General features: G+C 63.3%; 11 protein-coding genes. 2 read left to right on the plus strand and 9 right to left on the minus strand.

All coding sequences use genetic code 11. The annotated features are described in order from the left end of the window. Positions 1–31: 31 nt before the first annotated feature. From IB249_RS01065 to IB249_RS01085, 5 genes are all read right to left on the minus strand, one after another. Entirely contained in the window at positions 32–841 is an 810-nt protein-coding gene (locus IB249_RS01065) for an energy transducer TonB (protein WP_192301689.1), read from the minus strand. A gap of 74 nt (positions 842–915) precedes the next feature. Further along, positions 916–1,977, minus strand: a complete 1,062-nt coding sequence (locus tag IB249_RS01070; protein WP_192301690.1) for an ABC transporter substrate-binding protein — start codon at positions 1,975–1,977, stop codon at positions 916–918. A gap of 56 nt (positions 1,978–2,033) precedes the next feature. Continuing rightward, positions 2,034–2,420, minus strand: a complete 387-nt coding sequence (locus IB249_RS01075) for a 2Fe-2S iron-sulfur cluster-binding protein (RefSeq protein WP_192301691.1) — start codon at positions 2,418–2,420, stop codon at positions 2,034–2,036. A 19-nt stretch (positions 2,421–2,439) separates the two neighbouring features. After that, the gene (locus IB249_RS01080) at positions 2,440–4,161 is read right to left on the minus strand and encodes an FAD-dependent oxidoreductase (protein WP_192301692.1); all 1,722 of its coding nucleotides are present in this window, start codon (positions 4,159–4,161) and stop codon (positions 2,440–2,442) included. Further along, positions 4,154–5,146 (minus strand): ABC transporter substrate-binding protein, encoded by a 993-nt coding sequence (locus IB249_RS01085; RefSeq protein ID WP_225606792.1) that lies wholly within the window; start codon positions 5,144–5,146, stop codon positions 4,154–4,156. Before IB249_RS01085 ends, IB249_RS01080 begins: the two co-directional genes overlap by 8 nt. 297 nt (positions 5,147–5,443) lie before the next feature. Here IB249_RS01085 and IB249_RS01090 point away from each other — a divergent pair, with 297 nt between their 5' ends. Next, positions 5,444–6,667: an MFS transporter gene (locus IB249_RS01090; protein WP_192301694.1), complete on the plus strand. Its 1,224-nt coding sequence runs from the start codon at positions 5,444–5,446 to the stop codon at positions 6,665–6,667. Between the two features lie 131 nt (positions 6,668–6,798). Here the strand turns inward: IB249_RS01090 and IB249_RS01095 are convergent, their stop codons facing one another. From IB249_RS01095 to IB249_RS01110, 4 genes are read right to left on the minus strand one after another with little or no spacing between them, the layout of a single operon-like run. Beyond that, entirely contained in the window at positions 6,799–7,821 is a 1,023-nt protein-coding gene (locus tag IB249_RS01095; RefSeq protein WP_192301695.1) for an aldo/keto reductase, read from the minus strand. Positions 7,822–7,867: 46 nt separating this feature from the next. Continuing rightward, positions 7,868–9,658, minus strand: coding sequence for an ABC transporter ATP-binding protein (locus tag IB249_RS01100; protein ID WP_192301696.1), 1,791 nt, complete (start codon positions 9,656–9,658; stop codon positions 7,868–7,870). Further along, positions 9,655–10,650, minus strand: a complete 996-nt coding sequence (locus tag IB249_RS01105) for an ABC transporter permease (RefSeq protein WP_192301697.1) — start codon at positions 10,648–10,650, stop codon at positions 9,655–9,657. The genes IB249_RS01100 and IB249_RS01105 overlap by 4 nt, the downstream gene beginning before the upstream one ends. Positions 10,651–10,653: 3 nt before the next feature. Beyond that, positions 10,654–11,631 carry an ABC transporter permease gene (locus IB249_RS01110; protein WP_225606793.1) on the minus strand — a complete coding sequence of 326 codons (978 nt, stop codon included), beginning with the start codon at positions 11,629–11,631 and terminating at the stop codon, positions 10,654–10,656. Positions 11,632–11,996: 365 nt separating this feature from the next. Between IB249_RS01110 and IB249_RS01115 the strand changes: the two genes are divergently transcribed. Next, a complete protein-coding gene (locus IB249_RS01115) occupies positions 11,997–13,586 on the plus strand; it encodes an ABC transporter substrate-binding protein (RefSeq protein ID WP_192301699.1) in 1,590 nt (529 codons plus the stop codon). The last annotated feature ends 2 nt before the right edge of the window (positions 13,587–13,588 follow it).

Genomic DNA, 13,588 nt, shown 5'->3' on the forward strand with positions numbered 1-13,588 from the left:
AGGTGGCCCGCGATGTCAGTCAGCAATTGAGTCATTTGATCTTGAAGTCGATGGGCACGCTGACCCAGCCGTCCTGGGCAACATCGCCCTGCTTGGCCGGGACGAAGCTCCAGCGTTTGACCGCAGCCAGTGCGGCGTCATCGAGCTGGTCGCGGCCGCTGCTTTTCTGGATCTGGATCTCCCCGGGCTTACCGCTGGCCAGCACGTGCACGCGCAACAGCACCGTGCCTTCCCAGCCGCGACGCATCGCCAGCGACGGGTATTCCGGGGCCGGGTTCTTCAGGTAAGCGGCACTCGCCGAGGCCGGGGTCACCGGTTTCGGCGCGGGCGGTGCCGGGGGTGCAGGCGCGGCGACCGGAGGCGCCGGAACCGGTGGCGCAGGTGGTTGCTCCAGCGGTTTGGCCACCGGCTTGGGCACCGGTTTCACCACCGGCTTGGGCTTGGGAACCGGTTTGGGCGGTGGTGGCTTGACCGCCAGTTCATCCTCCACCGGTGGCGGTGGCTCGACGACGGGCTGCACGATCGGTTCGGGCGGTGGCGGTTCCACCACAGGTGGCGCCGGCTGCGAGAACTCGATGGTCATGGGCGGAATTTCCGGCGGCACGATGGGCAGCGCCGGCGTCGGTGTGTTGTTCACCCAGACGATCACGGCACCGTGCAGCACCAGGGCGAACACGCCGAGCAGCACCGCTTCACGACGGCTCAGTATGCGTTTGGGCGTGCTGTGCAGGCGTGATTGCGACAGAGGGCCGAGGTAGACCCGGCCCAAGTCGAGCAACTCACTGCCCGGCGCTTGACGCCAGGGCGCATTCAGCGTCGGGACGGTTTGGACATTGCCCATTTTTAATCCTGTCAGTGTTCAGTGATATCGAAGAGAAACGCCGGCCCCAGTCCGGCGTGTCCATGCCGCCGGTGTCAATCCAGCACGATCTCGTCCTTGATTGCCTGGGCCTGCTGCAACGGTGCCGGGTCTATCCAGCGGTCGAAATCGAAGTCCTTGTCGATGAAGCCTTCGGCGAGCAGGAAGTCCTTCTGCCGGCGCAAGCCTTCGACGTAGACCTCAGACAGCGTCGGCTCGAATGCCAGATGCACCTGCTCGCCAAACGCCAGTCGCACGCTCGCCTCGTCGGTGGCAGTTTCGGCGGCGATGGTGGTGACCACCTCCTGCGGATGTGTCTTGGCCCATTCGTGGGTTTTCAACAGCACCGCCAGGTAACGCGCGACGATGTCCGGCGAGTCGATCAGGGTCTGACGGTCGACGGTGATCGGCCGTGGCGAACCGGCGCTCAGGCGCAGCAGCGGATCCTCCTGCTCGTTGATGTTGATGATCGGGCGCAGCCCCTGGGCCAACGCACGGGCGCTGCCGGCGCCCTTGATGAAGATCGCGTCGACCGTGCCGTTGAGCAGCGCCAGGGTCGGGATGGCGTGATGGTCCTCCCGGGTCCTGGAGACTTCCTTGAGGTCCCATTCCGGCGCGGCGATATCGACGAATTGCACGCTGTCGCGGGGCACACCGTCCAACTGCAATGCCGTCAGCAAACCGCGCAGGCCTTCGGCGCGACCGACGTCCACCAGGTCACTGGCCGCCTTGCGCACCACGCCGAGCTTGCGCCCGCGTAAATCCGCGACGGTGTGGATGTCGCTGTCGCCCCGCACGAATACCTGCTGTTGTTCGTCGACCCAGGTGATCCCCACTACGACGGTGTCCTGGCCCAACGACCGCGCCCAGATCGGCGGCACGTTTCCGCCTTCGCGGAAGCTACCGGCCAGGCTGTGGCGGAAATGCGATTCACGTACGGCCCGGTCTTCGGAAGCACGGATCGAGTCGAGCTTGATGCCGTGACGGGCAAATTCGTTTTGCAGCCAGTGCTTGTGCTGGGCGATGCCCGAGGTGGTCGGCACCGGGCAACGGGTGTACCAGATTGCCGTGGGCTGTGTGTTGGTTTCCGGTGCGGTTTTGCGCAAGGCTTCAGACATGGTTCAACTCCTGAAAGGGTTCACGGGGTGATTGGAAATGCAATCCCGACAGGCAGTCAGGTGGTTGTTGGAATGCGGTGCCCGGTGGCCGCTTTAGCCACACGCTCGGGCTTGATTCTGACGAGGCTGAGTTCGACGACCGTGTCGTGCAGCGCCAGCTTGGGCTTGGCAGGTTCGATGCGTATGCCGTCGTGCAACGCCACCGTGCAGGCCAGTTTGACTTCGCCGTCGATGCGCATCGCACACAGCTTGCACAGGCCCCGGCGGCACGACAGCGAGTAACCGAGGTTGGGTTCGAACACCCGCTGGGCGTACTGCAACGCGGTACTCACCGACGCGCCTTCCCAGCGGTCGATGCCAAGGCCGAGCCCGGCTGGCGGCGGCAAGCGGATGTCCAGTTGTCGCAGTTCGCCGTCGCGGTACAACGTCAGGTGCATCAGCATGCAACACTCCTTGAAAGCGTCATGGTCGTGCCACCCACGGGAAGGCGACGGCCCGGGTCCGGCGCACCAGCACGCCCCCTTCGTCGCTCACCAGTGAATGGCTGAGCACGCCGCTGTCGGCGTGTTTGTGATCGTGACGCTGATGGGCGCCAATCGAATACTCGCGCCCCCTGGCGCCCAGCAACGCCGACTCGATCACCGTGAACGCCGCCTGACACTCCAGCGCATCGCTCCAGTCACGGTTCCACATCCGGTCAGGGGTGCGGCACGCCAGTTGCGGCAACACGTTGCTCCTCAGGTCGGCCAATTGCGCCAGACCCTCGTCCAGCGCCTTGGCGCTGCGTACCGGGCCAAGGGCGCGTTCAGCCAGCTGCGAGAGACTTTCCTTGAGCTCGAATGGCGCGATGCCGCTTGTGCGTTGGAACGGCGCGAGGGTCACCGCCACGGCTTCGTCAGCGTTCTGTGCCCGACGATCCCGGGCACGACGCTCCCGGGCATCGTTCGCAGCTGCCTGGCCGGCCACACGGCCCTGCACCAACACCTGCGCCCCGGCATTGCCGGACAGGCGATTGGCGCCGTGCAGGGCCCCGGTGACTTCACCGCAGGCAAACAACCCGGGTACACCCGTGGCCGCGCCGGTATCGACCTGCACGCCGCCCAGGGAAAAATGCGCGGCGGGCGCCACTTCGATGGCATAGCCCTGCTTGATCCGCTCCACCAGCGGGGTCATGTCAAAACCTTCCCACTGCCAGTGCGCGCTGATCGAGCGCGAGGTGCTGGGGAAGTTGTCGATGATGTCGTTGGGCAAATGCTTCCACGACAGGTACACCCCACCGTTGGGGCTGCCACGCCCCTCGTAGACTTCCGTGGCGCTGGCGGCCGACACCATGTCGCGGGTCGCCAGTTCCATGCGCTGCGGGTCCCAGCGCGCCATGAAGCGTTCGCCGAAGCGATTCATCAGCCAGGCATGCACGCCGCTTTGCGGTCCGAGAATCCACGGGAACTGCAAACCGCGCCAGAGCGCCGGAGCGGTCAGGCAGCAGGGCAGAAACTGCATCATTTCCATGTCGATCAGGGTCGCGCCGGCCTCCACGGCCATGCGCTGCCCTTCCCCGGACAACTCTTCCGGCGCGGTGCGCAAACTCCAGTTGGACGTCGCACCGCCGGTGGCGAGGACGGTGCTGTGGCCATGAATGCTCTCGACCGTGCCGCTGCGCCGGTCCAACCCGAGTACACCGACCACCGCCCCCTCGCGCCGCAACAGTTGCGTCGACTGGAAGTCCTCGCGAAAACTCACCCCCGCCTGCTGGGCAATACGGGTCAAGGCACGCTGCATGTCGACGCCACTGATGTGTACACCGCGCCCGCTGCTGTGACCGGGGGCGCGACGGTTGATGGTGAACTTGATGCCCCAGTCGATCAGCCGGCGCATCTCCTCGCCGATGCCGGTGACCATGCTCTGCACCAACGACTGATCATTGAGCCAGGAGCCGGCGACCACGGTGTCCTGCAGGAAGCGTTCCTCGGTATCGGTGGCATCGGCTTCCAGGCCAATGGCGACCAGGCTTTCGCCCGCGATCGAAACACCACCGCCCGAGGTGATGGTCGCGCCGCTGCGCCCCACCAGCCCCTTGTTCACCACCAGCACGGAGGCCCCCGCCTGGCGCGCATGATAGGCCGCGACCAGGCCGGCCGCGCCGCCACCGAGGACGATGACATCCCAGGTCACCGCCTCAGTCATACACCCACGCCTCCACGGAGAAATCGTTGTCGATGAAGCCTTCAGCCAGCAGGAAACCCTTGAACGAATCGATCGCCTGCAACCCTGGCGCATCGATCGAGGTGCTGAACTTCAGATGCAGCTCCGGGCCGAAAGCACCCTGCACGGCCTCTTCCGATACGCCGATTTCCTGAGCGACAAAGCGCCGGGTCTCATCGGGATGCTGCGCGGCCCATCGGGCAGCTTCAGCCACCGCCTCCAACAGCGACTGCACCAGGTCCGGGCGTTCCCGGGCCAGGGTGCCGTCCACCGTCAACAAGCGTGGCGTGCCGTTATTGATGCGGATCGCCGGCTCGGCATGGCCGCCGGTTTCACTGAGAATCACCGCGTTGAACTGATGGGCAAGGCTCAGGCCTTCGGCGCCCTTGACGAAAAACGCATCGATCTCGCCCTTGATCAGCTGGGTGATTTCGTTGGCATAGGGCAGACGCCGCACAAGCTGGGGCGGGTAGCCCGGCGTGGTGCCGCCCCACTGCGCAGTGCCGGTGGCGACGTCGACAAAACGCACGGCCTCGCGGGCAATGCCGGCAACCTGCAAGGTCGACAGCAAGCCCTTGAGCGCCGTGGCGCGCTGGAAATCAATGATGCCCGGCGGCTGGCGTGGCAGGCCGAGGCGCTTGCCCACCAGTTCGGCGACCGTGCGCACCTCGGAGGACGGCAAAGTGATGACGGCCTGGAATTCGTCGATCCAGTTGATGCCGATCAACCGCGTATCGCGGCCATTGGCCCGGGCATGGATCGGCGGGATATTGCCGCCCTGGCGAAAGGACCAGGGCTGGGTGTGATCGAAATGACTGGCGCGGACTTTTTCATCTGTCGAGCTTTGCAGGGACTGCAGGCCGACCGACTTTGCCGCAAGCGTGGACTGCAAAAAGCCCAACTTCACGGCAAGCCCCAAGGGCGTCGGCGTCGGGCAGCGGGTGTACCAAAGATTAAGGTCGGTCATAACATTCGCCATTAAAAAGATGACAGCACGTCGCAACTAAGAGCGACGACCTGAAACTACAAACATAATGACGGACGTTGTCGCACGGCATTGAAAAAGCGCTTTATACAAATAAAAACAGCTCACGCCCCGTGCGAGGTGAAACGAGTGTAAAGGAAACTAATTGGCGCCACATAGATCGTTAAGTTCTGAGTTTATGACTGCGTTTCAATTGACAGCACCCGATGCATTGCGCAGATTACATCGCGTTTTCAGCCCTACCTTCTGCTCTGCACTTTGTCTGGATATAACCTATTTATGTCTGCTCTTTCGTTGTGGCTGAATAATTTCACTCCCCTGCAATCCGCGCACACTCGAACTTACCTTGGCGGCCAGTCAGTATCGATGATCGGCATCTGGCTGCAACAAACGGCGATGGCACTTCTGGTGTATCAACTGTCGGACGGGCAGGCGTTTGCGCTGGGGGTCAGTGCGCTGTGCTCAAGCCTTCCCATCCTGATGTTCAGCCTGTTCACCGGCGCCTTGGCCGACCGTTATGACAGGCGCAAGTTGTTGATCGGCTGTCACCTGGTGGAAATCGCCCTGACCTTCGTGATCGCCGCACTGATCCAGACCGGGCAGGTGCAACTGGCGCACCTGTTCTTTTTTGCCTTTCTGATGGGGTGCGTCAACTCGGTGTATTTCCCGACGCAGCAGGCGTTTCTGTTCGACCTGGCGGGCCTGGACAACATTCGCAAGCTGATCAGCATCAACTCGATGATCCTGAATGTCTGCCGCACCCTGGGGCCAACACTGGCGGGTTATCTGGTGGCGCAAGTGGGCATGTCGGCGGCCTTCTGGGCCAACGGCTTGTCGTACTGGGTGGTGATTGTGTCGCTGATGTCCCTGCGTCAGGTCCGGCAACGCCAGCCCGATGCCGGTGAAAAAGTCTCCCTTGGCGAGGCGGTGGCGCATATTCGCCAGACCTTGACCCTGCGCAATATCTACATCTGCAGCGCGGCGCTGACCATGTTCGGCCTGGGCACCCTGGCCCTGCTCCCGGCGGTGGCCCAGGGCGATCCGCAGCGCACCGGTCTGCTGCTGGGCGCTGCGGCGGCGGGGTCGCTGGTGTATGCGTTTTTTCTGTCGCCGGTGATCAGCCACATCCGGCGCATGGGCCTGACGCTGTCGCTGACCCTGGTCTGGATGGGCGGCTGGCTGGTGGTCTCGGCGCTGTCCAGCCTGCTTTTCCTGCAACTGTTCGCGCTCTTCATGTTCGGACTGGCCACCTCGCAGGCGATGGTGACCTGTACCAGCCTGGTGCAGATCCTCTCGCCCGCGACCATGCGCGGCCGCCTGATGGGGTTGTTCAGCATCATCGGCTTCGGCCTGCAGCCCTTGGCCACCCTGGTCGCCGGCTACATGGCCGACCGCCTGGGCGTGGCCACCACCATTGCCCTGTGGGGTCTGGTGGCGGTCACGATTGCCAGCCTGCTGCTGGTACAACCGCAATGGCGGCATTGGAACCTGGCAAAAAACTGATCCCGACACCCACCTGTGGGGCCGGGATCGACATCAAGATTCAGTGCGGGAACGAGCCTGCTCGCGAAAGCGAACCGCCATCGAGCAGCGATATCGCCTGTAAGCCCCTTCGCGAGCAAGCCCGTGTGTCATCAGACCCGCGACTTACGCCCGGCAAACGGATGGCTCGGGTCGTTATAACCCGGCGTCGAAGAGTGACCGGTGATCACCAGGTCGTCGATAAAGGCTTCATCTTCGGCGGTAAAGGCGTAGTTCAGTGCCGGCACATAATCATTCCATTGTTCTTCGGTTCGAGGCCCGGCAATCGCGGAAGTGATCAGTTTGTTGTTCAGTACCCAGGCCAGGGCGAACTGGCCCGGGGTGATTCCGCGCGCCTGGGCGTGGTCCTTGACGCGCTGCGCCAGGTTCAGCGATTCGGGGCGCCATTCGGTCTGGTGCAGGCGCTTGTCGTTGCGCCCGGCGCGGGTGCCTTCGGAGGGCGGCTGGCTCGGATCGTACTTGGCGGTGAGCACGCCACGGGCCAGCGGGCTGTAGGAGACCACGCCAATCCCGTAGTACTCGGCCGCCGGCAAGTGCTCGTTTTCGATTTGGCGGTTGGCCAGGTTGTACAGCGGCTGGCTGGCTGCCGGACGCTCGATGCCCAGCAGGTCGGCGGCGCGGCTGAATTCGGCGAGTTTCCAGCCACGATGGTTGGACAGGCCATAGGAACGGATCTTGCCCGCCCGAATCAGGTCCGACAACGCGCGCAGGGTCTCTTCCACCGGCGTCGTATGGTCCTCGCGATGCAGATAGAACAGGTCGATGTAATCGGTGTTCAGGCGTTTCAGGCTGGCCTCCACCGACTGAATCACGTTGTGCCGCGAAGCACCGCGATCATTGGGGCCCAGCGCCCCCGGGTTCGGGTTGACGAACTTGGTCGACAGCACCCATTGCGAACGCCGCTCGGCGATCAGGCGGCCCACGGTTTCTTCCGAAGCACCGCCGTTGTAGCCGTTCGCGGTGTCGATGAAGTTGATGCCCTGCTCGTACGCCTTGTCGACAATTCGCCTGGCCACCGCATCGTCGGTCTGCCCGCCAAACATCATCGTCCCCAGGGTGATGGGCGACACCTTGATCCCGTTGCGGCCCAGGTTGCGGTACTCGATAGCGCTCATGTTCACTCCCCTAATGGTCTTTTCACTGGTTATTCAAACAACATCACTAAATTGCAAAGCGCGATAACAGCAAGGCCACCGGCAGGTCCTGCCAGACGGCATCGCTGTAGGGCACCGACTCGTCGTCGGCCACCGGATAACGCGGGACCGGCACCGAGCCAATCAGTTTCTTCGTGTAGTCATGGCGGGCGTTTTTCCAGATTCCGTCATGGGCGCCCTCCTCGACGATCTTGCCGTCGTGCATCACCAGCACACGGTCGGCCATGTACTTGACCACCGACAGGTCGTGGGAAATGAACAGGTAGGACAGGCCGAATTCTTCCTTCAGATCCGCCAGCAGATTGAGGATCTGCGCCCGGACCGAGACGTCCAGCGAGGACACCGCCTCGTCGAGGATCACCAGCGAAGGCCGCAGGATCAGCGCCCGCGCCACGCCGATGCGCTGCCGCTGGCCACCGGAAAACTCGTGGGGGTATTTCCACACCGCCGAGGCCGGCAGCCCCACGCGCTGGACGATGTCGAGGATGCGCTGGCTGCGCGCCTGGGCCTGTTTCACACCGTGATTCTTCAACACGCCGTCGAGGATGCGATAAACGCTGTGCCTGGGATTCAGCGACCCGTACGGATCCTGGAACACCATCTGCACGAAAGGCCGGTGGGCACGCAGCTGTTTCTCGCTGAACGACGCAATGTCGGTGCCATTGAGCAGGATGGCGCCGGAACTGGAGCGGATCAGGCCCAGAATGGTTTTGCTCAGGGTCGATTTTCCGCAACCGGATTCGCCCACCAGCCCGAGGGTTTCGCCGGGCCGGATCTGAAAGGACACGTCGTCGACGGCAGTGACCACGCCCTGGCGGGTCTTGTACTCGGTGCGCAGGTGGCGTACGTCGAGGATGGGCCGTAGCTCGGCGTCAGCCAGCGCGTCACGGGCGGTGGGCGCGCGGGGATGGCTCTGCAGATCGAACTCGATCAGGCCGTTGGCGCCGGGGCGCACGTTGATTTCCGGCAACGAAGCGCTGGCGTAATGCGATTCACTGTCCAGGCGCAGCGAAGCACCGAGCAGGCCTTTGGTGTACGGGTGCTGCGGCGCGGTGAAGATCGCTTCGGTGCTGGCGGTCTCGACGATCAGACCGTCGTACATCACCGCCACCCGATCAGCCCACTGCCCCACCACCCCCAGGTCGTGGGTAATCAACAGCAAGCCCATGGCGTACTCTTCGCTGAGCTCCTTGAGCAGTTGCAGAATGTGCGCCTGCACCGTCACGTCCAGTGCGGTGGTCGGTTCATCGGCAATCAGCAGGCGCGGCTTGCAGGCCACGGCGATCGCGATCATCACCCGTTGGCGCTGGCCGCCGGACAAATTGTGCGGAAAGTCATCCAGGCGCGCCGCCGCGTTGGGAATCCGCACTTTCTTCAGCAGGGCCAGGGACTCGGCGCGAGCCTCCTGGCGCGACAGGCCACGATGGCGGCGCAGCACTTCACCGATCTGCTCGCCGATGCTCAGCACCGGGTTGAGCGAGGTCATCGGATCCTGGAACACCATGGAGATCTCGTTGCCGCGCAAGCCACGCATCAGCGGGTCACTGATGCCGGACAGGTCCAGGCCATCGAAATCCACGCGTCCCTCCAGTTCGGCGCGACCGCCCAGCAGGCGCATGATCGCCATCGCCGTGGTCGACTTGCCGCAGCCGGACTCGCCCACCAGCGCCAGGGTTTCGCCCCTGGCCACTTGGAAACTCACGCCCTTGACGGCCTGGTGATCGCCATAGCTGACGCGCAGATCAGCGACCTTGAGCAAAGCCTGACGGTGGTCGTCAAGGTTGGCTACAGCATTCATGCAGTTCTCCCGCGCAGTCGTGGATTCAGGGCGCTGATCAAGGCGTCACCCAGCAGGTTCAGGCTGAACACCGTGATCACCAGGGTCAGCCCGGGGATCGCGGTGAGGTACAGGGCGCTGCGCAACATGTCGCGACCGGTGCCGATCATGCTGCCCCAGCTGACTTTGTTCGGGTCGCCGACGCCGAGGAACGCCAGCGAGGATTCGGTGAGGATCGCCGAGGCGACGATCACCGAAGCGGTGATGATGATCGGCGGCAAGGCGTTGGGCAGGACTTCGCGAACAATGATCCACCGTGTGCTGTAGCCGACGCTGCGGGCGGCGAGCACGAAGTCGGCGCTGAGCAAGGCGCGGAATTCGGCGCGCACCAGTCGCGCCACGGTGTCCCAGGAGGTCAGGCCGATGACGACGGCGATGATGGTCACGGTGGATTGGGTGATGGAGACCACGACCACCACCAACAGGAACGACGGCGTGGTCTGGAAAATCTCGATCAGCCAGGTCAGCAACCGGTCGACCTTGCCGCCGAAGTAACCCGCCAGCGCACCGATCAGTGTGCCGATCAGCACGCTGACCAGGGCGGCGGTCACGCCGACCAGCAACGACACCCGCGCGCCGTGGGCCAGACCGGCGGCCAGATCACGCCCCAGGGCGTCGGTGCCGAGGGGAAACTGCCAGTCCTCGCCCGGCGCCAGCAAGGGCTGCCCGGCCATGTCCAGTGGATCGCCGGGGTACAACAGCCCCGCCGCCAGGGCGACGAACAGGATCAACAGCAAGATCGCCGACCCCGCCACCGCCCCCGGCGAACGCAGCAGCGCTCGGGTCACCGGCCAGCGGCTGCGCTGATCGTCCGACACGGGTGCAATGGGAACTGCCGACAGCGTGGCGCGGGGCAGCAAGCGACCCAGCATCGTCGTGCCCAGTTGCTGGCGCCAGCCGGTCAACGCCGCACGCGAAGGTTGCAGGCTCACATCCTGTAGATCGAGGCTCATGGTTCAGCGCCCTCTCAACCGGGAAGCGATGCGCGGATCGAGTCGAGTGTGCAGCCAGTCCACGAGGATGTTGGCGACGATCACGATGAACGACGACATCAGCAGGATCCCCAGCAACACCTTGTACTCACGGGCCTGCACCGCCTCCAGGGTCAGGCGGCCAATGCCGGGCCAGCCGAAAACGGTTTCCGCCACCGCCGCACCGCCGAGCAGGCCACCCAGGTGCGCCCCGGCCACGGTGGTCAACGGCAACAAGGCATTGCGCAGCACATGGCGCCAGGTGATGCGCCACGGCGACAGACCTTTGGCCCGGGCCGTGCGCACGTAATCCTGGGTCAACACTTCCAGCACCGAGGCGCGGGTCAGCCGGGCATAAATGGCGACGAAGAAACTGGCCAGGGTCAATGCCGGCAGAATGGCGTACTGCAGTTTGTCGACGAACTTGTCCAAACCACTGAGCCCGGCGCCGATCGTGCCGTCGCCGCCGGCCGGCAGCCATTCGAGCTTGACCGCGAACAGCACGATGGCCATCAGGCCGATCCAGAATCCCGGTGTCGAGTACAAAATGAACGCCAGCGAAGACAGCACCCGGTCCGGCCACTTGCCGGCCCACAGCGCCATCACCACCCCCAGACTGACACCCGCCACCAGGGAAATAAGCAAGGCCAGGCCCATCAGCAACAAGGTATTGGGCAGCCGCTGGGTGATCACATCGAGCACCGGAATGCCGTAACGCGGTGAATCGCCGAGGCTCAGTTGTGACAGGTGAGCGATGTAATCGCCGAACTGCGCCAACGACGATTTATCCAGGCCGTACTGCTGGCGCAGCAACTGGGTGGTTTCCGCCGTCGCCGAGCCCGCCTCGGCCATCAGGGCGTCCACCGCATCGCCCGGCACGCTCTGCAGCAGGATGAAGTTGAGAATGATCACGCCGATGGCGGTGGGAATGGCCCGGACAATCGCACGAAAGAAAAACGGCATCCGCGCCCCTGAGCGAACAAATTGAGTCACGCGTAAATAAAGATTACTGGCCGGCATCTAGTTCTCTGCACACAAGCGAATGGGGCGGGACAGGTTCAACGGCCAACACTAATACAGCAATTTTCAAAGCCGAACACCGAATAAAAAGTTCTAAACTTATTATCTGCCGGGGTTATTGAAACTGCGTTTAACGTTATAACTCGGCCACTTGAATACTTCGGAAACTATCCGCTAGGCTCGCCGCTCTGTTCTGATTCCCAACAGAACAACGACACACCCTCCATTTAATAAAACGCCGCGTTGGTTCTAACCATAGAACCAAAATCAGCGCGCACTCTTATTACTTGCTTTGCGAAAGGTGCAGCATGTCGTTATCCAGAAGGATGTTTATCAAGGATTCCATGATCCTGGCGGCGGGAACCGGTCTGTTGAGCCAGGCATCCGGGGTATTTGCCGCGGTCGACGGCAAACAGACCCTCGTGGTGTCGCAGTTCCCCGAACCCACGGTGCTGACCAACGCACTTACCACCGACGGCACCATTTACACCGTCACCAGCAAGTTGTTCGACGGCCTGCTGTCCTATGACGCACAACGCCAGCCCGTCCCCCGCCTGGCCACCGACTGGCAGGTCAGCGCCGACGGCCTGGTCTATACCTTCAACTTGCGCCCCGGCGTCACCTGGCATGACGGCCAGCCGTTCTGCTCGCAGGACGTCGCCTTTTCCCTGCAGAACATCTGGCGCAAATTCAATTCGCGAGGCATCACCACGTTCGCCCCGGTGAGCAACGTTGAAACGCCCACGCCATTGCAAGTGGTGCTGACGCTGTCGACGCCAGCGCCCTACTTGCTCAGCGCCTTGTCGTCGACCGATGCCCAGGTCCTGCCCAAGCACCTGTACGACAGCGGCAACCCGCTGACCAACCCGCACAACATCCAGCCGATTGGCACCGGCCCCTTCAAATTCGAACGTTGGGACCGCGGTGTATCGATCAACCTGGTGCGCAACGAACAGTATTGGGACCCCGGCAAGCCGCACCTGGACGCCCTGATCTTTCGCATCATTCCGGACCTCACCGCCGCGTCGGCCGCCCTGGAAACCCAGGCCGTGCAACTGGCCTCGGTGGCCCTGAGCAACGTCAAGCGCCTGCGCGGCATCAGCCAGTTGCAGGTCAGCGAAATCAGTGCGCCCTACTCCCCGGGCCTGGTCGGGTTCGAGTTCAACCTGGAAAAACCGGTGTTCCAGGACGTGCGGGTGCGCCAGGCGTTCGCCCACGCCATCGACCGCGACTTCGTGGTCAAGAACATCTACTTCGGCTACGCCCAGCCGGCGTTCAGCACAATCCCCGCGAGCATGAGCGATTTCTACGACGACAGCGTGCCCCGCTACCCTTTCGACCTGGCGAAGGCCGAGGCCCTGCTCGAGCAAGCCGGGCTGAAAAAAGGCGCTGACGGCCTTCGGCTGACGATCTACAACGACCCCAACCCGGCCAACGAAACCCTGCAGATTGCCCACTACCTGCGCAGCAACCTGGCAAAGATCGGGGTGAAACTGGTGATCCGTTCCCAGGATTTCCCCGAGTACGTCAACCGCGTCTACACCCGTCGCGACTTCGACACCACGCTGATCAGCGCCACCGCCGGGCCTGACCCGGTGATGGGCACCCAGCGTTTCTATCACTCGGCCAACTTCAAGCCCGGCATCGCCTTCTCCAACGGCGCGCGTTACGCCAACCCACGGGTCGACCAACTGCTGGAGCTGGGGCAGTCGGAAATCGACCCGGTCAAGCGCAAGGCCTGGTACGCCGAGTTCCAGCACATCGTGCTGACCGACCTGCCGAAGATCCCCATCGTCTCGCCGACCGTGGTGGTGGTGACACAGAAACAGCTCAAGGATTTCTTCAACTCCTCGGAAGCGCTGTACGGCAATTTCGCCGATGCGAGTTACCAGGCCTAGAT

This window comes from Pseudomonas sp. PDM04 (assembly GCF_014851765.1).
In the GTDB taxonomy this organism is placed as follows: Bacteria; Pseudomonadota; Gammaproteobacteria; order Pseudomonadales; family Pseudomonadaceae; genus Aquipseudomonas.